Annotated in this window: 15 protein-coding genes and 1 riboswitch; of the genes, 11 read left to right on the top strand and 4 right to left on the bottom strand. The window is 30.3% G+C overall.

Going from position 1 to position 24885, the window contains the following annotated elements; genetic code table 11:
- Positions 1-260: 260 nt before the first annotated feature.
- The 7 genes from CLAU_RS17395 (at position 261) to CLAU_RS17425 (ending at position 12815) form a co-directional block, all read left to right on the top strand.
- Positions 261-1925, top strand: coding sequence for an McrB family protein (locus tag CLAU_RS17395; RefSeq protein ID WP_023163234.1), 1665 nt, complete (start codon positions 261-263; stop codon positions 1923-1925).
- Positions 1897-4305 carry a DUF2357 domain-containing protein gene (locus tag CLAU_RS17400; RefSeq protein WP_023163235.1) on the top strand — a complete coding sequence of 803 codons (2409 nt, stop codon included), beginning with the start codon at positions 1897-1899 and terminating at the stop codon, positions 4303-4305. Before CLAU_RS17395 ends, CLAU_RS17400 begins: the two co-directional genes overlap by 29 nt.
- A 39-nt stretch (positions 4306-4344) precedes the next feature.
- Positions 4345-4566, top strand: coding sequence for a hypothetical protein (locus CLAU_RS17405; RefSeq protein WP_023163236.1), 222 nt, complete (start codon positions 4345-4347; stop codon positions 4564-4566).
- Between the two features lie 342 nt (positions 4567-4908).
- On the top strand, positions 4909-5715 hold the full coding sequence (locus CLAU_RS17410) for an Imm6 family immunity protein (protein WP_023163237.1): 807 nt from the start codon (positions 4909-4911) through the stop codon (positions 5713-5715).
- A 137-nt stretch (positions 5716-5852) separates the two neighbouring features.
- Positions 5853-7160 carry an L-cysteine desulfidase family protein gene (locus CLAU_RS17415; protein ID WP_023163238.1) on the top strand — a complete coding sequence of 436 codons (1308 nt, stop codon included), beginning with the start codon at positions 5853-5855 and terminating at the stop codon, positions 7158-7160.
- 228 nt (positions 7161-7388) lie between these two features.
- Positions 7389-9362: an EAL domain-containing protein gene (locus CLAU_RS17420; RefSeq protein ID WP_023163239.1), complete on the top strand. Its 1974-nt coding sequence runs from the start codon at positions 7389-7391 to the stop codon at positions 9360-9362.
- Positions 9363-9548: 186 nt separating this feature from the next.
- Positions 9549-12815 (top strand): DEAD/DEAH box helicase, encoded by a 3267-nt coding sequence (locus CLAU_RS17425; RefSeq protein WP_023163240.1) that lies wholly within the window; start codon positions 9549-9551, stop codon positions 12813-12815.
- Positions 12816-13086: 271 nt separating this feature from the next.
- Here CLAU_RS17425 and CLAU_RS17430 read toward each other — a convergent pair whose 3' ends face one another.
- Entirely contained in the window at positions 13087-14400 is a 1314-nt protein-coding gene (locus tag CLAU_RS17430) for a VanW family protein (protein WP_013238132.1), read from the bottom strand.
- Between the two features lie 181 nt (positions 14401-14581).
- A riboswitch (cyclic di-GMP riboswitch) is annotated at positions 14582-14665 on the bottom strand.
- A 488-nt stretch (positions 14666-15153) separates the two neighbouring features.
- Here CLAU_RS17430 and CLAU_RS17435 point away from each other — a divergent pair.
- The gene (locus CLAU_RS17435; RefSeq protein ID WP_242825700.1) at positions 15154-15858 is read left to right on the top strand and encodes a helix-turn-helix domain-containing protein; all 705 of its coding nucleotides are present in this window, start codon (positions 15154-15156) and stop codon (positions 15856-15858) included.
- Positions 15859-16179: 321 nt separating this feature from the next.
- On the opposite strand, the gene CLAU_RS17440 is transcribed toward CLAU_RS17435, so the two are convergent.
- Genes CLAU_RS17440 through CLAU_RS17450 form a run of 3 tightly spaced genes read right to left on the bottom strand, consistent with a single transcriptional unit; the run spans position 16180 to position 20335 of the window.
- Positions 16180-17916 (bottom strand): NADH-dependent [FeFe] hydrogenase, group A6, encoded by a 1737-nt coding sequence (locus CLAU_RS17440; RefSeq protein ID WP_023163243.1) that lies wholly within the window; start codon positions 17914-17916, stop codon positions 16180-16182.
- 26 nt (positions 17917-17942) lie between these two features.
- Positions 17943-19823, bottom strand: a complete 1881-nt coding sequence (locus CLAU_RS17445) for an NADH-quinone oxidoreductase subunit NuoF (protein ID WP_023163244.1) — start codon at positions 19821-19823, stop codon at positions 17943-17945.
- Between the two features lie 29 nt (positions 19824-19852).
- Positions 19853-20335 (bottom strand): NADH-quinone oxidoreductase subunit NuoE family protein, encoded by a 483-nt coding sequence (locus CLAU_RS17450; protein WP_013238137.1) that lies wholly within the window; start codon positions 20333-20335, stop codon positions 19853-19855.
- A gap of 188 nt (positions 20336-20523) precedes the next feature.
- On the opposite strand from CLAU_RS17450, the gene CLAU_RS17455 reads away from it, so the two are divergent.
- From CLAU_RS17455 to uvrA, 3 genes are all read left to right on the top strand, one after another.
- Positions 20524-21096 (top strand): MarR family winged helix-turn-helix transcriptional regulator, encoded by a 573-nt coding sequence (locus CLAU_RS17455; RefSeq protein WP_023163245.1) that lies wholly within the window; start codon positions 20524-20526, stop codon positions 21094-21096.
- The gene (locus CLAU_RS17460; RefSeq protein WP_023163246.1) at positions 21086-22069 is read left to right on the top strand and encodes an alpha/beta fold hydrolase; all 984 of its coding nucleotides are present in this window, start codon (positions 21086-21088) and stop codon (positions 22067-22069) included. Before CLAU_RS17455 ends, CLAU_RS17460 begins: the two co-directional genes overlap by 11 nt.
- A gap of 177 nt (positions 22070-22246) precedes the next feature.
- Positions 22247-24751 carry an excinuclease ABC subunit UvrA gene (gene uvrA / locus CLAU_RS17465; RefSeq protein ID WP_035787789.1) on the top strand — a complete coding sequence of 835 codons (2505 nt, stop codon included), beginning with the start codon at positions 22247-22249 and terminating at the stop codon, positions 24749-24751.
- Positions 24752-24885 lie beyond the last annotated feature (134 nt).

The following is a 24885-nucleotide window of genomic DNA, read 5'->3' on the forward strand; positions in this document are numbered from 1 at the left end:
AGGGATCATCTCTTTTTTACTTTAATAAATAGTTTATTTGTTATAAAAAAACAATATAATTTGAAATTTTATATAAAAATAAGAATTAATAATGTTTAATTATAAGGTTAAAGCAACAAAAACTGTTTAAGTTTTTGTAAGGTGCCTGACCCCCTTACAAAGATTGGAGAATAAAATTTAAAATATTAAATTTTTAATTAGAATTATTTGCGAGATTAGACTATAGAGAATTTATAATAAAATATAAAGAAGGGATTAATATGGATCAGACACTAAATATGGTTTTAAAATATAATGATTCTGTATATTCTATTGATACAATAAAAGAACATAGAGATATACAAAATTCTTGTGGTAAAGTTATTTGGGAAATTATAAAACCTAAAGTAGATAGTCCAGGTGTTTCAACGAAAAAAATTATCAAGATAAAAGAGCAAATTAAAAATAATATTAAGACTTATGCATACATGGCAACTTCAGGACAAATAAAAGCTAAAGGAGAAGTTATAGACATATTGACAATTGATGAAGTAAGCGAAAATTCACATTTGGTACCGAAATATTATAGGAAGGATTTAGATAAATGTGCGGTTGGAATTTTATTAAAAAATGTTGAAAATGAAGATCCTACTATTATAGATAAACTTCAAAGATATGGAACTAATGGTGGAATTATAGCTTTAAGTAATCAAACTAACCCACTATATGTTTCATTTAAGAATATTGATGATAATAGTATATATAATTCATTAACTGATAAATCTGTTGAAAATATAAAGGCAGATGAAGTAGTAGAAATATCAGAAGAGGAGATAAAGAATTTTATAGAAGATATAAATGAATATGTAAATTCATTAGGCTATATTTATACTTTTGAAGATTTATCTAATTTCTATTTATCACTTAAAACTAAGCCTTTTGTCATATTAGTAGGTATTAGTGGAACGGGTAAATCAAAAATAGTAAGATTATTTGCAGAAGCAATTGGAGCGAATACAGGTAATGGAAGATTTAGAATGATTTCTGTAAAGCCTGATTGGAATGACAGTACTGAGTTATTTGGATATAAAAACATAAATGATGAATTCATACCTGGGCAGCTTACAGAAATAATAAAAGAAGCATCAATACATAAGAACATGCCTTATTTTGTGTGTATAGATGAAATGAATTTGTCTAGAGTTGAATACTATTTAAGTGAATATTTAAGCCTTATAGAAAGTAGAAAAGTAGAAAACAACGAAATTATAACAGACAACATATTTAGCAACAGTTATATAAATAATAAATACTGTGAACTATACATACCAGAGAATTTATACATAGTAGGAACAGTAAATATGGATGATACTACTTTTCAATTCAGCAGAAAGGTATTAGATAGGGCTAATACTATAGAGTTCTCAGAAGTGGATTTGAGCAAATTGTTTCTAAATAATAAAGAAACGCAGGAATTTGTAAATGAAAATATAAGCAATAATTTTATGAAAGCAAATTATCTAAATATAAATGATATAGAAGAAGAATATAGAAATTTTGCAATCTTAATTAATAAAAAGATAATTAAAATAAATGAAATATTGAAAAAAGCTAAAAAGCATTTTGCTTATAGAGTTAGAGATGAAATTATATTTTATATGATTGAAAATAAAAAAGCTGAACTTTTGGATGAAAATTTAGCTTTTGATTATCAAATAATGCAAAATATACTTCCGGCTATTAGCGGTAGTGAAGCAATAATAAAGGACACTTTAGTTGAATTATTTAATTTTTGCTTGGGAAAAGAAGCTATACTGTCGGATTCAAATTACTTAGAAGATGCAGGAAACTATTTAAAAGATGCTGTATATTACAAAAGTGCATCGAAAATATTGGATATGTTAAGAGGTTATAAATATGATGGTTTTGCGACCTACTGGTTTTAAAACTTTATTATATATTGAAACAGCGGATTTTAAGTTATATATAACAGGAAGTTTAAACAATAAAAAGTTTAAATATATAAATGCTAACTTAAATCTAGGTGCTTATTTATATGTAGATAGTGATGAATATGATGTACATATTAAGACTTCTAATGATAATGGAGATTTATTTGCAAATAAAGGTCTTGAAATGAGACCTTCATTTTTTGAAGATGGTGTGTATCAAATTTTTTTAGAAAATTATACTAATCAAATTATAGAAATATACCATAGTGACAAACAAATCAGAGAAAGCATAACAGTTATAGGTAATAACTTAATTGGAAGTTTCAGTTTTAATGGGGATATAGGTCATTCATGCTTTAAAATTAAAAAGAATAATAGAGAAGTTTTAACTTTTACCATAGAAGTATTTCCAACAAAGATGGATTACATGAAGGATTATAAAGAAATTTTAAATGAAGTCAACGAAGAAATAGCTTCTTTGGTATTTGACTTTTTAGGAAAAACTTTTCAAACTGCAAATTTAAAAGAAGTTTTCAATCAAACAGGGGTAGAGTTTACGGAGATTCTAAGGAACATCTATGAACAACTTGATAAGGCCATTAAAAGAATTGTAGATCATCCTAAGCATGGAGTATTAAATAAGGAAGAGATTAAGAATGTAGATGTGGCTAAGAAGGTTTCAAGAAGCAGCATAAATTATATAAGAAAACACAGCAATAATCTTATAAGTTCAAACAAAGGTATTATTGAAATTAGAGGAGAAAAATATGTACCATCTAAAGTGGTAGAAATAAAAAATACTACTACTTTAGACATATATGAAAATCAATATGTAAAATTTATGCTTAAAAGCATTCTTGTAAGAATTAGATTAATCAAGGGTAATATATTAAATACTTATGGAGAAGAAAATGAATATTTTAAGATTTTAGTTTTATTTGAGAATAGGACACTAAGACATTTAAAGTGTTTTTTTAAAGATATATCAGATATACCAGGAAGAAAAAGCATGTCTTTAGTTTTTAAGATGTCCAGTGGATATAAGGAAGTGTACTATTATTACATGATGTTAAAGAAAGGGTTAGATATTAGTGAAGATCTTTATGAGATGACGCCAAAGAAACTTTGGAAACTTTATGAAATATGGTGCTACATGAAGCTCCACAGAATATTAAATGAAATAGGTTTTGCAACTATTAAGAATGGAATAATAGAAACTAAGGATAATGGCATAACTTTATCTCTTGCTCAAAATAAAGAAGCTAAAACTACATATAAAAATAAGAATGGAAGTAGTGTGGATTTATGGTACAATAAAGTCTATTCTAATCTTCCAACAGCAACGCAAAGGCCAGATACTGTTCTTTGCCTTAGAAATAATCAAGATAAATGCAGAGTTTACATCTTTGATGCTAAATATAGATTGAGCATAGATGATAAAAATATTGTTGGCCCCATGGAAGAAGACATAAATGTAATGCATAGATATAGGGATGCAATAGTTAGTGAAATGGATGAAAGTATGCAGTTTAAATATAATACTTTTGGAGCTTATGTTATGTTCCCGTATTCTGATGAAAAAGAATTTAAAAAACATAAATTTTATAAAAGTATAGAAAAAGTTAATATTGGCGCTTTTCCCATGCTCCCAGGGAGTACAAGTTTAATTAAAGAACACATTTATAAAATATTAAATGAATCTTATATTGAATCTAAAAGTAAGCTTCCAACCTATGATGATGAAGATTATTACTATAAATTTAAAAATACAAATGTAATGGTGGTAAATGTTAGTGATATGGAGCATTTAGAAGCTTATAAAAAATATAAGTTTTATCATATACCGGCTAAAAGATTAAATAATGTTAGGTTAGGGGTTGAATACATTGCTTTTTATCAATCTAAAAACAACTTCAGAAATTTTGCTGGAATACGTTATTATGGAAGAATAAAAGAGATCAAAAGATATAAGAGAAATGAATGTACTGAAATTCCTAGTGGAAGAGGAGAAAATGAAGATATATATTTGAGATTTGAATTGGAAGAGATACTTTCTTTAAACCCCATAGCACCTGTGGAATATGGGGTTGAACTTATAAATTATACTACTATGTATCTTTTAAAAAATGCAGAGACAGTGCATGAGTTGAGTTTTAAAAGTAAAAGTGAAATAGAAGTATATAAGGTATTGAAAAAGTTAAGCAAATTAAGAGGTATGAGTATAGTAAGGTTTAAAGATTATTTTATGATTGGTAATGTAAAGGTTACGGTATTAAATTCTAAAGAGGCTAGAGTGAATGATGATATAGTAGAAATAGGAAGTTTGTATGAAAAGATAAAGAGGATTTATTTAGATGCAAAGAATTATATTTAATTTTTATTAAATATAAACATAAAGAAAGGAATTTAATTAATGGATAGAGAAGAAATTATAAAAATAATACAGGATAATACTATGGAGTCTTCTGAAGTTATAGAATACCTTGGCATTAGTAAACAACGATTATCTAGCTTAAATTCTAGTGGAAAGCTTATTCCGGTAAAAAAAGGTATATACTTAAGGCAGGATGTTGAATTTCGAAGAGAAGAACAAAGAGATTTGAGAGAAAAGTATTATAAAAAGCAAGATAAATAGAGTGTTGTAAGGCAAGATTAATAAATAAAGTTATCTTCAAAAAATATGCTTATTTTTATAAAAAGTTTGATATAATATGAATAAGAAATGCTTAGTGCTGGTAACACTAAGATCTTTAGAACATTTATTTTGTTTTAGGACTATTGTATGAATTAAATAGAAATTTAATTAAGAGAACAGCATGCTAATCTTGTGAGGATGGATGCTGTTCTCTTTGCCATTAATTTCTATGTAAATACCAAGAAACTTTGAAATCATTGCCAAAGCTTTACAGGATGCAGATATAGGTTGTTCACCTATATCTGCATCCTTGTATATAAAATGAATGAAAGAGGCTGTATTATGTCACGAAAAGAAATTTTAGATAAATTAATTTTAGGGAAAACAATTGCCCCTAACGTAGCAGAGGCTTTAAAAAACAATCTTGATTTTGGTAATTTGCTTATATATTTTAGTAATGCAAGTAATGCATACTGCTTGGTTAATGGCTTTTGTTATGCAATAAGACTAGATGGAAAACCAATTATTTGGGAACGCTATAAGATGAAGGAAGAGTTGTTTTTAAAACATGCAGAGAATTTTTCAAATAACTACTTTGAACCAAAACAGGAGTTATTACTAAAGATTCCTAAGATTATGTCGGAGTTTCTTGCTCCACTTAAGTGGATAGAAAGTAATATTGAAATGTTATCAGATATTGAACTAGGTAGTATATTGGTTAGAATTGGTGAAATGTTACTTGAGGAAATTAAACAGAAGAAAAATGAAGCATCAAAGTTATCAGATGATAGTTTGTGGGTGGAAGTTGTCGAAAGAACTCTTAAAGTGTGCAAAGAATTTGTACAAGGAGAAGGTGTCACAGTTGATGAAATTTATCCTCTTCTAGATAGTGAAGATTGTTCAGATATTGTTGAGTTTTCATGTCAAGTAGAAGATAACAATGTTATATTACTCATAGGTCATATAAGCAATATAACATCATACATACTTACACTTGCTATTTACAAAGAGTATGGGGAACATTGCCCACTTCCTGAAATACTTGATAGTTTCCAGGGAGAAGATATGCCAGAAATGTTTATAAAATTTTTGCTTTATATGATACAGGATAAGTTAATTAATAAAGAAAAATTTCAACTCCTAGGTTGACTTATAACTTTTGGTTAAATTTATTATGCAGGTACTATCTTTTGGAAATATGTGAGAAATGTTGTTATTAACTTGTCTCTCACTTATAATGATGTAGAATAATTAAAAAGAGATTTATTTTAGGGGGGAAATTGTTTTTGCATGAATTAACACAATTAATTAAAGATGATATGAAGCCTGCATTAGGGGTGACAGAACCAGGTGCAATTGCCTTTGCAGTAGCAAAAGCAAAAAGTTATACAAAAGGCAATGTGATAAAAATAAATGTGGCAATGAACAGCGGCATGTATAAGAATGCCTTTACCTGCGGAATACCAAACAGCAGCGAGGTTGGCAATGTCTTTGCTGCAGCGCTGGGTTACGTAGCAGGAGATGCAAAAAAAGGCCTTGAAGCATTGGAAAACGTAACAGAGAAGGACAATATAGAAGCTCATAAACTCGTAAAATCTGGTGCTGTCACAGTTGAACTCAGTGGAATTACAAGTAAAATATTTATAGAAGCTGCAGTTATTACTGAAAGTGATACAGCCGTTGTTACCATAGAGGATTCTCATACAAATATCACAAAGATTACTGTAAATGGAAAAGTAGAAATGGAACAAAAAGGTGAAAAAGAGGATGATGGTGATGAGCTGTCAAAAGAAGTATTTGATATACATAAATATACTCTTCAGCAACTATATGATTATATTACAACTGTTGATGTTAAAGAAATAAGTTTTATAGAAGAAGCTTATAAAGTTAATCTTAAATTATATGGTGAAGGGTTAAAGAACCCTAGAACAACATTTGCCAGACATCTTTTGAAAAACAATGGCGGAAAGGAAATCTCTAAAGATGAACAGTCCACTGCATCTTTACTTTGCAATGCAGCAATTGAATCCCGTGTAATTGGTTTGGATAAGCCGGCAATGAGTATTACAGGCTCTGGTGCCCATGGAATTATTGCTACAATGCCTTTGTATGCAGCTTATAAAGTAAATGGTTATACAAAAGAACAACTACTTCGTGCTACTGCACTTAGTTATTTAGTCTGCATGTATATCAAAGAGTATTCTGGAAAGCTTTCAGCCTTTTGTGGCTGCGCAATAGCAGCAGGTTCTGGAATGGCATGTGCATTGGTATATTTGCGAGGGGGAACTGTAGATATGATGGCCCATGTGCTGAACAATATGGCTAGCAGTATTACCGGTATGATATGCGATGGTGGAAATCAGGGATGTACTATGAAAGGAATTGTTGCTGTAGATGCTGCCTATAAAGCTGTAGATTTTGCAATGAACGGCATATATATTGATGATGTACATGGCATTAATGGTAAAACTCCCGAAGAAACCATGAAGAATATGGGCTGCATTGCATCTCCAGGGATGGTTGGTACTGAAAAAACTATTGTGGAGATTTTTGAAAACAAAAGAAAGATTAATTCAAAGGATATCAAGTGATTTTATATAACAAGATAAGGTGTTGAACAGGCTATCACTGAAGGTTTATATAAGAATGGGGAAACTCTAAGAAATAATAGATTGACTAAATATACAATCCCAATATATAATATTATATACTTTGGTTGTATGTGAATTGTTACAATTGTATGTTGAAGAAGATGAAATAGCTTAAAAAAGTAATAGATAAGTTTAAAATATGAATTATTGTATTTAACGGGAGAAATTATGATAAAAGAGATAATTAATAAAATTAAAAAAAATTTTTTTGTTCAGGTTATTTCAAAAAATCCAAAATTACAAATTATATTTAATAGTGTTATAATGTTAGCTTTGACAATATTTCTAATATTTACGTTTATTTCTTATAAAACACTTAAAGATAGTTACAACAATGAAACTAATATGTACCAAAATGGATATTTGACTTCTGCTTATGCAAATAAAATCAATGAAGATATTTGGAGTATACGATTATACGCACTGTATTCAGTTAATGATTATATGAATACGAAAGATAAGGTAGATGAATATGAAAAAGATGTTGAAGAAAATATTAATAAATATACCACGCTTCACGATTTAACCAATGAAGAAAAAGATTTAGTTGTTCAACTTAAAGAATCAAATAAGAAATATTCAAATAGATTAAATGAATTGCTTGGAAAGCTAAAAGAATCTAAAACTATTACCAATGATGAAAAGAAAGAAATAATGAATTTAGGAGATAGAAGAATTGAACTAAGCAAGGAAATGTTAAATTATTCAGATCAATATATAAAAAGTTTAAGTGATAAAAATGAAATTATAAAGGAAATCACCTTACGGACAATAATTGTTATTAATTTTGCAATGATACTTTTGTTTAGTTTAATGATGTTTGTGGTTACCAAAATAAGTAAAAAGATGGATTACTATGCATTTCATAATTGTGTTACTGACCTTCCAAATAAGAATTATGTATTAAACACATTAGTTAAAGAAATTCCTAAAATAAATACCTATTCCATATTAATAAGTTTGGATATGGATAATTTTAAAGCTGTAAATGATACGCTAGGTCATATTTCAGGTGATGAATTTTTAAAACAGGCAGGGAGAAGATTTAAGAAGGTAATGCATATTCAAGACTACATTTGTCATAATGGAGGCGATGAGTTTTTATTTTTAATAAAGTCTGTTAAGAATAAAGATGAAGCAGAGGTAATGCTTAGAGAAATTTTAAATGTATTTAAAAAGCCTTTTAATATTTATGGAAAAAATGTTGATTATGTTACTGCAAGCCTGGGTGTGGCAGTTATTCCTAAAGACGGAAATAATTTTGAAATTTTGTACAAGCGTGCAGATGATGCTATGTATGAATCTAAAAGAATAGGCAAACATGTATATAGCTTTTATAATGACGCTATAAATGTTGGTATATATGAAGACACAATAAAGAAAAAAGCAATAGAAGATGGCATTAAAAATGGTGAGTTTAAAGTTTTTTATCAACCTAAAATTTCAAAACATGGTGAGGTATTAGGTGCGGAAGCACTTGTAAGATGGATTAAAGAGGATAATAAGATTATACCTCCTTCAGAATTTATTGATTTTGCAGAAAGAGAAGGGCTTATAAAATATATAGGAGAATTGGTTATTGTTGAGGTATGCAAGAATGTATCAAATTGGATTGACAAAGGTTATAAAAATTTTAAAATAGCTGTAAATTTATCTACAGAACAGCTCATTGACAGTAAACTATGTGACAACTTACTGAAAGTAATAAAAAGATTTAAAGTGCCTTTTGAGTATATAGAATTTGAAGTTACAGAAACAACAATAGCGAAGAATTTTGATGAAGCTGTAAATAATATAAATAAAATAAGAGCTAATGGAATCAAAATAAGTCTTGATGATTTTGGAACTGGATACTCATCATTGAATTATTTAAAAAATATGCCCATAGATATTATTAAAATTGATAAATCCTTTGTTGATGATATAACATCAAATGAAGCAAGTGTGGTAATGGTTAATACAATTATCTCATTATCTCATTATTTTGGATATGAAGTTGTAGCAGAAGGAGTAGAAGCAATAGAACAAATAGAAAATTTAAAAAGCTTAGGATGTGATATATTCCAAGGATATTATTATGGAAAACCAATGGAAGATACAAATTTTGAAAATGGATTCTTAAAGCTCCGTAACATCAAGTAGATATCCTAAAAGCTGTATAAAAGAATATAAATTCACTATCATTTTTGTAATAAAAAACCTATGCTTTAACAACAGTTTTAGCATAGGTTTTTACAATTATTTCAATAAAAATAATTTAGAAATATGTTTAAAAATATTATTATGTGCTAGAATGTTTAACAGGCATACAAACAGGAGTGAATAAATTTGTTTGAAATAAATGAAGGTATAATAAGAGACAGTTTAAATTTTGAAACGTACGAAAAAGGTATTACATGTTATGAAAATGATCAAGTAGAAAACTTGAATGTAAGTACTCAAGAAGAATTAGGGTGGAAAAAAACTATTATTGAAGGAAAAGTGAAGTCTTCTTCACAAATGCCTATAAAGTACAATGTAAAAATAGTATATCCAAATATCAATGAAAATATAAGTTGTCATTGTGACTGCAAGGCATATTATAATTATAATGCTCCATGTAAGCATATAGCCGCGGTGCTTATAAAATATGCTAGAGAAAAGAATAAGTCAGGGATAAAGAAAAATAGCAAATTAATTCAACAATTAAAGAAAAGTCTAGTATCCCCTAAGACAAAGATGGAAACTAAGACTTTAAATCTGCAGTATAAGCTCCAATTTAATATTAGTCGCAGAGAAAGTGAAGCTTTTTTAGAATTAAAGGTGGGAGAAGAAAAGCTTTATGTAGTAAAGAATATGAAGAGTTTTTTAGAGGCAGTTATAGAACATAATGAGCTGGAGTTTGGCAAAAGTTTTACATATAACTCATATTTACACAGGTTTAAGGATGAAGACAAATTTATTTTGAGCATGCTTAAAGATCTATATGAAATAGACAAAGTTACAGAGAACATGGCAATGTATGGTTATCATTACAACAAAACACCGAGATTTTTAAGCGGAAAAAGGGCAAGGCTTACGGAAAGTAACTTAAAAAAATTTCTTGATAATATAGGAGAAACAGCTGTAGATTTAGTCATAAATGATGATAACTACAGTGAAGTTAAAGTAGTAAAAGAAAATTTCCCTTTAGAATTCAAATTAGACAGCAGAGAAAATAATATAATTTTATCTCAAATCTCAAAGCTGCCTAAAGCTTTAGTCAAAAGCGGAAATTATTTTTATTATAATAACAAGATATATATGCCAACAAATGAACAGGTAAGGGTGTATAAAGCACTTTACAATACTTTTGTAGAACAAAGAAACTCTGAAATTACTTTTCAGCAAAGTGAAAGTGAAGAAATAGCTTCTTATATAATTCCAGCCTTAAAAAAGATAGGTACAAAGGTAACGGTGAATAACAGTATTAAAGAGAAATTTTATGAAGAACCTTTAAAGCCTTGTCTTTATTTTGATAAGGATAAAGATGCTGTAGTTTGTGATGTAATATTTAAATATGGAAATATAGAGATAAATCCTTTAAAGGATGATGAGGCAAGGAAAGATGATGAGAAGGTATTAGTTAGAGATATTGAGGAAGAAGCAGCTATAGTAGATACCTTGACTGCTTTTCAATTTGAAAAGGGAAAATTTAATTTTATTTTAGAGGATGAAGATAAAATTTTAGATTTTGTGGGAGAAGGCCTGGAAAAACTTCAGGAATCTGCAGAAGTTTACTATTCAGATGCCTTTAAAGATATAAGAATTTATACCGCTAAAAGCTATAAATCTAACATAAGATTAAATGATGAGGATCTCTTAGAATTTACCTTTAATATTGATGGTGTAAATAGAGAAGAGTTAAAGCACATATTTGATGCATTAAAGCAAAAGAAGAAATATTATAGACTTAAAAATGGAGGCTTTATTCCTCTGCAGGCTGGAGAACTTCAAAATATGTCGGATATGATAGATTACTTAAACATCAAGACTTCAGATCTTGAAAAGGATCAAATAGTTCTTTCTAAATATAATTCTATTTACATAGATACAAGTCTTAAGGAAAATAATATAACTTTTGTACAAAGAAATAAGAAGTTTAGAGAACTTATAAATAATATAAAGGATATTGGTGACATTGATTATACAATTCCAGAAAAACTGGATAATATTATGAGAGGGTATCAAAAATTTGGATTTAAGTGGTTTAAAACTCTTTCAAGCTGTGGTTTTGGAGGTATTTTAGCAGATGAAATGGGTCTTGGAAAAACTCTCCAGGCTATAGCTTTTATAAAATCAGAGGTAGATGAAAATGAGGAAAGACAGCCTTCTTTGGTGGTGTGTCCTACATCCTTAGTGTACAATTGGGAAAGTGAAATAAATAAATTTCAATCGGATTTAAAATGCTTAGTTGTATCAGGCAGCAGGGATGTAAGAGAAAGTCAGTTAAAAGAGATGAATGAGGCGGATATAGTTATAACTTCCTATGCACTTATTAAAAGAGATATAGAAGAATATAAAGCTATAAAATTTAGACACTGCTTTTTAGATGAAGCTCAAAATATAAAAAATCCTAATTCTTTAAATGCTCAAAGTGTAAAATCCATTAAAGCTGGCAGCTATTTTGCACTAACAGGAACCCCTATTGAAAATTCTATTACAGAATTATGGTCAATCTTTGATTTTATCATGCCAGGATATTTATTAAGCCATGGAAAGTTTAGCCAAAAATATGAACTGCCTATTATAAAAAATGGTGATAAAAAGGCTTTAGAGGAATTGAATAAACATATTAGACCTTTTATTCTTAGAAGGCTTAAGAAAGATGTCATAAAAGAACTTCCACCTAAAATTGAACATAATATGGTGATAGATATGACAGAGGATCAAAAGAAAGTATACGCAGCTTACCTTGGGCAAGCTAAAGAGGAATTGAATAATGAAATAAGAGATAAAGGCCTTAATAAAAGTAAAATAAAGATACTTTCTGTAATCACAAGACTTAGACAAATATGCTGTGATCCCTCTACTTTTATAGAAAACTATGAAAGTGATAATGGGAAAATGGAAGCTCTTATGGATATAGTACAGAATAGTGTAAATGATGGGCATAAAATATTGTTATTTTCTCAATTTACCTCTGTACTTAAAAATATTGGAGATATGTTCAAAAATGAAAATATAAAGTATATGTACCTTGATGGCAGCGTAAAAGCAGAAAAAAGAGGAGAAATGGTTAGGGAGTTTAATGAAGGGGAAATCCCTATATTTTTAATATCTCTTAAAGCTGGTGGAACAGGACTAAATCTAACTTCTGCAGATATAGTTATTCATTATGACCCCTGGTGGAATCCAGCAGTAGAGAATCAGGCTTCAGACAGGGCTCATAGAATTGGACAGAAGAAAACTGTAGAGGTTATTAGACTTATTGCTAAGGGAACTATAGAAGAGAAAATACACAAAATACAGGATAAGAAGAAAGAAATAATAAACAATGTTATAGAAGAAAATACTGGAGAAGAAATTTTACTTTCCAATATGGAAGAGAAGGATATTGAGGAGCTTTTCAGTTGAATAAAGATATATCATCCTTTTGTTTGTTTGGTTACTTACAATAATAAAACATTTTGATGGGGCTTTTTATATCTTAAATTTTTCCATTTAACTTATAGAACTCATGTTAAATAATAAAAATTCTGGTGCCTAACTAAGTGGCATCAGAATTTTTTAAATTCAATTAAGCTATTGGCATGTAATCATAGCAAGCTCATGCAGGCTTTCACAGGACCCCCTGGAAGGTTGTTAACAAAGGACTATTTGCTAAAGGTTTTCTTTACTATATATACTATTTTATGTAGTTATCAGTATTTATCCATTTTGTTGAAGTTTCTTTTCCATCTTCATAAGTGACTAAGTAGACTTTTGCAATTGTAGCTTTGCCATTACTTGCTTTATCAACCTTGTTTATAAGATTATAAATTTTATTATTTAACTTTGAATTGGAATAGATATTAATCACCAAATTTTTATTTTTAGTTAAACATTCTATATAAATTGGGAAATCAAGTGTATTCTTAAATTTATAATCTATGTGCCCATAATCTACAGTTGCATCCATTCCAAGACCAACGTAAGTAACAGGTATGTTATGGTGTTCCCTTTCTGTAGGTACTATACCACATCTTACTACAGCATTGTGCAAAGTTGTTGATACTTGACATACACCACCACCTAAACCTGGCTGAAGTTTATTACCTACAATTATTTTTGAAGATTTATATCCATTTTCTTTAGTTCTTTTTCCAACAATTTTATTGAAACTAAATATTTCACCTGGCATTATAGTAGTACCATTTAAGGTTTTAGCAGCAACTTCAATATTATTTGATCTGTTGTCATCAGAAGATGAAAAATTAGTTGAAAAGCTTGATATTTTTGTATTAATATTTACTAAACTTGATTTCTTTATTTTAGGTGCTACTTTTCTTATTGTACCAGAAATGTATACATCGTTCATATTTTTATTGTTAATTTTTTTGTCAATATCATTAAAAAGTTTATCCCTATCAACTTCTTGTCCATCTTTTTCTAAATCAATTTTAAATTTATCATCTTCATCTTTAGTTATACTGGCGTTTACTGGTGCCCTATTAAGTTCATTTTCAATTTTTGATATAGTGTTATTTATTTCTTTTTTATTGTAGCTGTATTTTAAATTAAATTGTTTTCCGTTTTTACTTTTTATATTTTTATATTTATTATGAGTATTTCCACATTTTCCATATTTAAAAGCATCTTGTACAACGTCATCTAAATTGTACTTGATATTGAGTTTTGAATAATTTATTGTATAAACTTTATCTTGTACTTTAATTATTATATTCTTTTTAAATATTTGATTTACATATTTACGTTTTAAAGTATCTATAGCTTCATCTTTAGTCTTACCACCTAAATTTATGCCTTCAACTTTAACTCCTGGATATATGAGATTATCATATCTTGTAACTAAAAAATGTATCCATAATGAATGTATTATATAGGTTAATATAGAAAGTATAATTAATGATCTTGTCATCTTCTTTTTATTTATTTTTAACTTTCGTTTTAATTTTCGTTTTTTTGGTATAATTTGATTTCTGTCTATGGGTTGTATCATTTAGTAAAATGCCTCCTACTGAAGAGAATTCTTACAAGCTCAATTCTTTATTTATTGTTTTGTAATTATTACATACAAAGTTTGCTCAATTATTAAAAGTGATTTTTATAATTCAAGTTTATTTTGCTTCACCACCTACTGATTACTATTTTTTTGCATAAAAAAACAGCCACATATAACATATATAGCTGGCCGGTTGCACTATTAACTCCAAATTTCCAAAGTGCCCAATTAGAAGAAATTTTTCATAGTTTCCCATATTTTCTACGGTATATATATTCTTGATTTTTCTTACATAACACTACATTAAAGATAGTACCATATTTATGTCTTAAAGTAAATAATTACTTACTAATTTGTAATATAAAAATAAAAAAACTTAAAACTTTTGTAAAATTATAGCATAAAAATTAATTTATGTCGATTAAGTAAAATATTTTTAGGCAAAAAAAGAAAATATGGCAAGCAGATTGATAAATCTAAACATATAAAAGTCTTTTGACAACTAAATAGTGCAATGTTAACATTATAGATAAGCTAAACCATTATGTTAAATTATGGATAAAAATAGAGGGCTTATACTGAGTTCAATTCAAAACAGATTAAAAATAAGGAGTTTTATATGATACTATAATATAGCTAAAGATGTATATGAAAAAGTTGATAAAATTTACGAAGGTGTCAATAATTATTTAAATTAAGAGAGAAAAATGAAAAAGATTTTAATATGGATGGTAATAATGAATAGTAGGGGTGGTTGTATTGTTTTCAGATAAGTTAAAAAGATATAGAAGAGATTTAGGACTTACACAAAGGGATTTAGGTAGGAAATTAGATTTATCAAAAGCAACTATAGGCCAGCTAGAGACTGGTTTAAAGGAACCCTCTAGGATATTACTTGAAAAAATATATAAAATTAGTGGCAAAAACATGAATTGGTGGCTTGATAAAAATGAACAATTTAAATTTAACCAAACATTTAAATATACCATTTATCCAGCTAATAAATACAAAGCTATTTTTCCCATATTATTTTCAGCTATTTTTTCGGCAGTGTTAATATTTGCATTAACTGATAGGTCTAATACTTTAGAAGTATGTATTATATTTATTGCAGTACTCTTATGCTTAATGTGTACTGCCTACTACACTGTGTTAGCCTACTATTTATTTAAAAATAAAATTTATATTACTATAGAAGACAAATATATAGAAATAAAAAAAATTTCTACAACAAAAAGGGTGAACATAGCAAACATAACAGAAATAGAGTTTACGGTACGTTCTAGAGGTAGTTACCCAATGGTAGTAATTAAGTGTGATAATAGTACAAAGTATTACTATAAGGATTTATATTTTCCTCAGTCATGGTTTGCTAAGAAAGATATTAATAGTATGGTAGACAACTTGAAGAAGAGTAACGAAAATATATGGGTTATTGGACGAGGCAATATGTAAGGGTAAGGTAGGTGTTAAAACACAAGTAATAGATTACTGTAGAGGTTATTAGACTTATTTCGAAAGGAACTAATAGGACTAGAGATATTTGACATGGAGGATATTAAGGAGATTGGAAAGCACTTTTAATAATAGATATTCCGGTTAATAGAGGTATTTACTGGAATATAGGGAAGAGGAAATAATGTACATGATAATCTAAAATTGGAATATCACATATTTGAAATTAAAATTAATTTGCTTCACCCTTGTTATATGAAGGATGAAGCGTTTTTACATAAATCTATACCAAGGCCCTTTATGGATGGTCATGACTGCGTATTATAATTTTTGCCTTTTTATATAATGGGTGTGAAGGAGATCATGAGCTTTTTTTCCACCTACATCACCAATAAATTCTTTATATAGAGCTTGAACTTCAGGATTTTCATGAGATTTTCTGAGAGGTTTGTTTCTATCTTCTCTATATAAAGCTTCCATTCTTTTCTTTACGATATCTAAATCTCCAAAGTGATATGGCTGACCTCCTCCGTCAATACATCCTCCAGGACAGGCCATTATTTCTATAGCATGATATTTTGATTCACCAGATTCTATTTCCTCAAGAAGTTTTCTTGCGTTGCCAAGACCGTGTGCTACACCGATGTTTATTTTTTTACCACCAATATTTATACTGGCTTCTTTAAGTCCGTCAAGACCTCTTACACTATGAAATTCTACTTCTTTTAAAGTCTCTCCAGTAATCCATTCATAAGCAGTTCTAAGAGCTGCTTCAATTACGCCGCCGGTAGTTCCAAATATTACAGAGGCACCTGTGGATTCTCCAAGTGGATTATCAAAATCTTCATCAGGAAGTTTGTTAAAATCTATTCCTGCTTCCATTATCATATCTGCAAGCTCTCTTGTGGTAACCACAAGATCAACATTTTTATGACCTTCATATTGAAGCTCTTTTCTGCTTATTTCATATTTTTTTGCAATACAGGGCATAACTGAAACTACTACAATTTTAGATGGATCAATATTTAATTTTTCTGCCATATATGTTTTAGCTAAAGTACCAAACATTATGTGTGGAGATTTACAAGTTGAAGGTATATCTAAAAGATCAGGAAATTGATGTTCTATAAATTTAACCCAGCTGGGACAGCAGCTTGTGAGTATTGGAAGTCTTCCACCATTTTGAAGTCTATCTATAAATTCATGAGCTTCTTCTAAAATAGTTACATCTGCTGCAAAGTCTGTATCACATACCTTATCAAAACCCAATCTTCTTAAGGCTGCAACCATTTTGCCAGTTACAATAGTTCCAGGTTCCATACCGAATTTTTCACCTAAAGTAACTCTTATAGCAGGGGCAGTTTGAACTACTACATATTTATCAGGATCAGTTAGTACTTCCCATACCTTAGCTACATTACTAACTTGAGTTAATGCAGCGGTTGGACATACTGATACACATTGACCGCAAAATGTGCATTGCGTGTCAACCATAGGACGACCAAATGCAGGGGATACTACAGTTTCGAAGCCTCTATCTACTGCAGAGTAAACCTGACAGGTTTGAACTTCATTGCACATGGTTTCGCATCGTCTGCACATTATGCACTTATCCAGATTTCTATATAGAGCACCGCTGGAGGAATCCTTCTTATAATTAGACATAGCACCTTTATATCTTATTTTCCTTATACCTAATTCAGCAGCAATTAATTGAAGTTGGCATTGAGTATTCTTTTCACATACAAGGCAGTCGGTAGGATGATCTGATAATAAAAGTTCTACCATGGTACGCCTTGCTTTTATAGCTCTGGCACTGTTTGTTCTAACTATCATACCCTCGAAAGCTTCTGTAGAACATGAAGGTGCAAGATTTCGTCTTCCTTCAATTTCAACAAGACAAACTCTGCAGGAGGAAGTTCTATTTACCATTTTTATATCGTGAAGATCAAGATAGCAGAGAGTAGGTATATTTATGTTTACTTTTTTTGCAGCGTTTAAAATTGTAGTGCCTTCTGGGACAGAAACCTTTATATCGTTTATAGTTAAATTTACCATTTTTACAAACTCCTTTCTTTAAATTATTATTCTTTCGTAATAGCAGAAAACTTACAAATACTACTACATGCACCACAATTTATACATTTTGACTTATCTATTACATGTGACTTTTTTATTTCTCCGGAAATAGCTCCTTTAGGGCATACCTTTGTACAGGCTGTGCAGCCAATACATTTTTCAGAATTTATATTGTATTTTAAAAGTGCAGTGCAAACTCCAGCAGGACAGCGTTTATCTTTTACGTGGGCTACATATTCATCCCAGAAAAATTTCATTGTACTTATAATTGGATTAGGTGATGTTTGACCAAGACCACATAGGGCTGAATCCTTTATTACATAGGATAAATCTTTTAATCCTTCAAGATGTTCCATGGTACCTTTTCCTTTAGTGATATCCTCTAAAATTTCTAAAAGTCTTTTATTTCCGATTCTGCAGGCAGTGCACTTTCCACAGGATTCATCTACACTAAATTGGAGATAGAATTTGGCTATATTCACCATACAATTATCTTCATCCATAACTATCATTCCACCAGAACCCATCATGGAGCCTATTTCAGTAAGACTTTCGTAATCAATGGCAGTATCTAAATGATCTGCAGGAATGCACCCGCCAGAAGGACCGCCAGTTTGAACAGCCTTAAGTTTTTTACCACCGCGAATACCTCCGCCTAAATTATATATTATTTCCCGCAAGGTTATACCCATAGGTACCTCAACAAGGCCAACATTATTGATCTTGCCTGCTAAGGCAAAAACTTTGGTTCCTTTACTCTTTTCAGTTCCTATAGAACTAAACCACTTAGAGCCTTTTAATATAATAGGGGGGATGTTTGCCAGAGTTTCTACATTATTTATATTAGTTGGTTTTTTCCAGAGACCTATTTGGGAAGGAAAAGGAGGTTTTACGGTAGGCTCTCCACGTCCGCCTTCTATGGAATTTATGAGTGCAGTTTCCTCACCACAGATGAAAGCTCCGGCACCATATTTTAAATCTATGTGAAAGGAAAAATCAGTACCTAAAATATTATCACCCAATAAACCTAAATCGTAAGCTTGCTTTAAAGCAATTTTTAATCTGTTTATTGCAAGAGGATATTCAGCTCTGATATAAATATAACCCTTATTTGCACCTATGCAGTAACCTGCAATAGCCATAGCTTCAAGTACAGAATTTGGATCTCCCTCAAGTATGCTTCTATCCATAAAGGCACCGGGATCACCCTCATCAGCATTGCAGATCATAAACTTTGTATCAGATTCAGATTTTTTTGTCATTTCCCATTTTACGCCAGTAGGAAAGCCACCGCCACCTCTGCCTCTTAAGCCACTTTTTTTAATTTCATCAATTACGCTGTCAGGTGTCATTTGTGTTAAAACTTTGCCTAAAGCTTCGTAGCCATTCAGTGCTATGTATTCTGTAATATCTTCAGGGTTTAAAAGACCGCAATTTCTAAGAGCAATTCTTTTTTGATTTTTATAGAATGGAATATCCGTTTGGTTGGATATTTTCTCATTAGTAATAGGGTCTTTATATAAAGCTTCCTCAACTACTGTATCTTTGGCCATATGTTCATACACAATTAGCTTTGCTCTTTCGGTATTAACTTCAACATAAAAAACATTATCTGGTACAACTTTAACGATAGGTCCTTTCTCACAAAACCCAAAACATCCTGTAGAAATGACATCAACTGTATTTTCTAGACCTGCGTTTTTAATTTCAGTTTCAAGTATGTTGACTATATCTAAGCTTCTTGAAGCACGACATCCTGTTCCACCGCATACAAGTAAAGTTTTTTTTATATTTTTATCTGCATTATCATAAGTACGGTTTGCTATCTTAGCTTTATACTTTTCTCTTAAAGTTTTTAAATCTTCAAAGGATTTTATCTTATCCATATATTTTCCTCCACATAAATTTCTGATATTTATTTTAAGGTATATTGACTTAATATTCCTTTAACATCTTCGACCTTTACTTTCCCATGGACTGTTCCATCAACTACAACTACTGGTGCAAGGCCGCAAGCTCCAACACATCTTAAAATATCTATAGTGAACAATCCGTCTTCTGTGGTAAATCCATCTTTTACTTTAAGCTGATTTCTAAATTCTTCTAAAATGTTTTCTGCACCCTTAACAAAACAAGCTGTACCCATGCATATGCTTATTACATGTTTACCTTTGGGCTTCATTGTAAAGTATGAATAGAAAGTAACTACGCCAAATACTTTTGCTGCACTAATGTCAAGTTTATTTGCAATAAATGTTTGTAATTCTTCAGGAAGGTATCCAAATATATCCTGAGCTCTGTGAAGTACACTTATAAGTGAACCTTCTTTTTCTTCCAAACTATCTATATAGGAAGATAGTTCTTTTAGTTTTTCGTTATCTAATTTGCATACATCCATAATATTTCCTGCTGTGCCGCAGTTTTTTCACCATCTTTCATTTTATATTCTTAAGATAGTATTGGTAGTATGGGAGTTTTTTATTATATAGTCATCGGATAAAATAATAGACAATATATTGACAAATATAAAAAATATCATTAAACTGTAATAAGACAATATATTGTCTTATAGGAGGGAAAACTTTTATGGATACATATAGAGAAATATTTTTAATGGAACAAACCTATGCAACATTATTTTCACTGGCCAATAAGCTTCAGGTAAGAGGAGATGAATACCTGGGAGATTTGACTTCAAGGCAGTATATGACCATGGTTGCAATTGCTCATTTATCTGAAGGTAAAACTACCCTCAATAATATTGCAAGAAAGCTTGGTTCTACTAAACAAAATGTAAAACAAATTGTTACTGTCATGCAGAAAAAGGAATATGTTGATGTTGTACCTAATACTGAAGATAGACGTGCTGTCAATGTAATAATTACGGAAGCTGGAAAGCAGGTATTGTATCAAGTTTCAGAAAAAGGAATATTGTTCATGGCACAGCTTTTTAAAGATTTTTCAACTGAAGAGCTAGAAACTATTTGGGGAATGCTTAAAAAACTGTATCGATTTGATGGTGAAGAACAAGATGGCTTTGAAGAAGATAGTAATTTAAAAGTAGATGAAAGTCAGAAAGATGACGCAGCAAGAATATTAAAGGAGTTTGAAAATATAAGAAAAAATCAAAGAAAGGAGAGAAAAAATTATGAGAAATAGAAACAACAGGTTAATATGTACTTCTGAATATGTAAGTATTAATGGAATAGATCAGTTTCTGTATCATCTAGGAACAAGCTTTGATAATCCTGTGATGCTATTTTTGCATGGAGGGCCAGGCTCTGCAGAATCCCTATTTACAGGATTATTTCAAGATAGATGGGAAGAAATATATACTGTAGTTCATTGGGACCAGAGGGGTGCTGGGAAGACCCTCACGAAAAATCCAGATAAACTTCCTACAATAGATTTAATGCTTCAGGATTTATTTGAAGTTATCCAGTATCTTAAGAAAAAATATAACAAGAAAAGGGTTGTTATATTTGGCCATTCCTGGGGAAGTGTTTTAGGATCAATATTTATTAGAAAGCACCCGGAAGAAGCCGAATACTATATTGGTGCTGGACAGGTTATTGGTATGGTGGAAAATGAGCAGGTAGCCTATAATAAACTTAAAGAAGTTATTGAGCAGGCAGGCGATAAAAAATCATTGAAGAAGCTTGAGAGCGTAGGTGAATATCCTGGCAGCAAGATTGTTTTTGACAAAGAGTTTTTGAGAAAATGTAATATAGTTCATAAGCTTCTGGGTAAATATAAATTAGGTATGGAAATGGGCATTGATATATGGATAGCTATGTTTAAGAGTCCCATTTTTAAGTTCTCCGATATTATAGCATTTATGAAAATCTTTAAGGCAAATTCAAAGGTTCACAGTTTTCTTGGTGACTTTAATTTACGCAGAGAATCGAAAGAATATAAGGTGCCAGTATATTATATCTTGGGAGAAAGGGACTGGCAAGCTCCCCGTGTTGTAGCTGAAGATTATTTTAAAGATATAAAGGCTCCAAGTAAAGATATATTCATAATTCCTAATGCAGGACATTTCTTGATGATGGATCAGCCTGACCTGGTTTTTGATGCATTATCAAAAATAAGTAAGAAAGAAAAAAGTATACAATATTCCAATAATTAAAATAAGTATTGACTCTCCAGTTACTGGATGCATTATTCTTTCAAGTAGAAGTTTGAAAGAGGTGTATATTATTACCTCAGAACTTAAGAAATATTCAAGGCTGGAGGTGTACCAATGAGTACTAAGCTTAGAGAACTTATAGTAAATGAAGGTATTAATGAAGAATCTGAAGATAATATGATTGTTATAAAAGGTGCAAAGCATCATAATCTTAAAAACGTTTCTTTGAAACTGCCAAAGAATAAACTTATTGTATTTACTGGAGTCAGTGGAAGCGGAAAATCTACTTTAGTATTTGATATAATACATGCTGAAGCACAACGAAGATTTATTAAAGGTTTATCCACCTTTGCAAAAAGAAGTGTGGGAAAAATTGAAAAGCCAAAGGTTGAATATATTTCAGGCTTAACCCCATCCCTTGCCATAGAGCAAAAAAGTGTAAGCAGCAATCCACGCTCTACCGTTGGAACCTTGACGGAAATTTCTGATTACCTGCGTCTTTTATATTCCAGAATAGGGATTAGAACCTGTGAAAACTGTAAAACGGAAATAAAAACACTGCTTTATAAAAATAAAAAAAGTGAATGTCCTAATTGTCATACCTTTATTAAACCTCTTATGTCAGCACATTTCAGTTCCAATACTCCTCAGGGAATGTGTCCTCATTGTAAGGGGCTTGGCGTCACACAGGAAGTTGATCTAAAGCTTTTAATTGGTGATGGAAGCTTAAGTATTTTAGATGGAGCTATTAATTGGTTTGGAAATCTTAGAGAAAATAATAAAACTACATGGCCAACAGGACCTTTAGATATTGTATTTGATCATTATAATTTAGATATTGAAACACCCTGGAAAGACTTACCTAAGAGTTTTCAAAACGTAATACTGTATGGTTCAGGAGAAGAAAAGCTGGAGTATCCATCTATAATGGGAGGTAAAACTACACTTAAACCGGTTAAGGGAATTGTTACGGAGTTAACTAGACTTTATTATGAAACAGATTCCGAGGTAACAAGAAAAAAGTATGCACAATTTATGAGTTTTAATACTTGCAGTGTCTGCAAGGGTACAAAACTATCAAAAGAAGCAAATAGCGTCAGGATAGGAAAAAGAACAATATCGGAGGTTTCAAATATGTCTGTGAGAGAAGCTTTAAGCTTTATCAAAGATGTATATGAACATGTTCCAAATTCTATATTCAAGGTGTCAGAGGAAATAATTTTAGAGATATATAAGAGATTATCTTTTTTAAATGATGTTGGTCTTCACTATTTATCTTTAAACAGGAGTGCACCTACCTTATCTGGAGGTGAAGGACAGAGGGTGAGGCTGGCTGCACAGCTTAGCAGTGAGATTACAGGTATAACTTATGTTTTAGATGAGCCATCAACAGGACTGCATCCGCGGGATTTAGAAAATCTAGTAAGCACACTTTTAAAGTTAAGAGATAAGGGAAATACAGTAATTGTTGTAGAACATGATGAAGAAATAATTAAGCATGCAGATTATATTGTAGATATAGGCCCTTATGCAGGAATTTTAGGTGGAGAAATAATAGCACAGGGAAGCTTAGATGCTATTAAAAATAATAGTAATTCATTAACGGGAAAATATTTGAGTAAAACTTTAAAAGTCAATGATACTATGTATAACAATTTGGAAAATAATAAATTCCTTACAATAAAAGGTGCAGACTTAAATAATTTAAGAAGCGTTACAGCAAACTTCAGGTTAAATACATTAAATGTTGTAACAGGAGTCAGTGGCAGTGGAAAAAGCAGCTTAATAAGCAGAACTTTAAAGCCTGTTTTAGAAAATTTATTAAATAAAGCGGATAATAAGGGAGAACATTACAGTGAAATATTAGGATATGAAGACTTAGATAAGGTTATAAATGTTTCGCAGGAGCCTATAGGAAGAACTCCAAGATCTAATCCAGCTACTTATATAGGAGTGTTTGATAAAATACGAAAAGTTTTTGCAAATACAAAGTATGCTAAGGAACACCATATGAGCTTTGATTATTTTAGCTTTAATTCAATAAAAGGAAGATGCCCCTATTGTGAAGGGCAAGGTCAAATAAAAATAGAAATGCACTTTTTACCAGATGTATGGATAGAGTGTGATGAATGTGGAGGCAGGAGATTTAAAGAAGAAGTGCTTAAAAATGAGATCAATGGTAAGAATATTGCTGATGTGCTTGATATGGATGCCAATGAGGCATCAGAATTCTTTAAAGATTACAAAGATATACATTTAGTTCTTGAAGTTTTAAAAGAGGTAGGACTTGGATATATAAAGCTTGGTCAAAGTGCTACAACATTAAGTGGAGGAGAGGCACAAAGAGTAAAACTTGCAAAGGAACTCAGCAGAAAAGCTAAAGGAAAGACGGTATATATATTTGATGAGCCTACAAATGGATTGCATTTTCATGATGTATCCCAGCTACTTGCTATTTTTGATAAACTTCTTAGAGCAGGACATACTCTTATAGTTATAGAACATAATTTAGATGTTATAAAAGCAGCAGGATGGATAGTAGATATGGGGCCAGAAGGCGGAAAAGATGGAGGTAAAGTTATTGTAGAGGGCACTTTGAAAGATGTTATTGAGTCAAAGCAAAGCTTTACTGGAAGAGCTATTAAGCAAATGAAAAGTATAAAAAATTTAACAAGATGTTAAATAGACATAACGCCAACTTATTGTAATTAGTGAGTTGGCGCTTTTAATTTCTAAAAGTATTCTTAAATATTAAAATGCAAAATAATTTCTTGAATCAGGTACAATAAATGTTGTATTATTAAATAAATGAAGTA

It is taken from the genome of Clostridium autoethanogenum DSM 10061, from assembly GCF_001484725.1.
Classification (GTDB): Bacteria; Bacillota; Clostridia; order Clostridiales; family Clostridiaceae; genus Clostridium_B; species Clostridium_B ljungdahlii.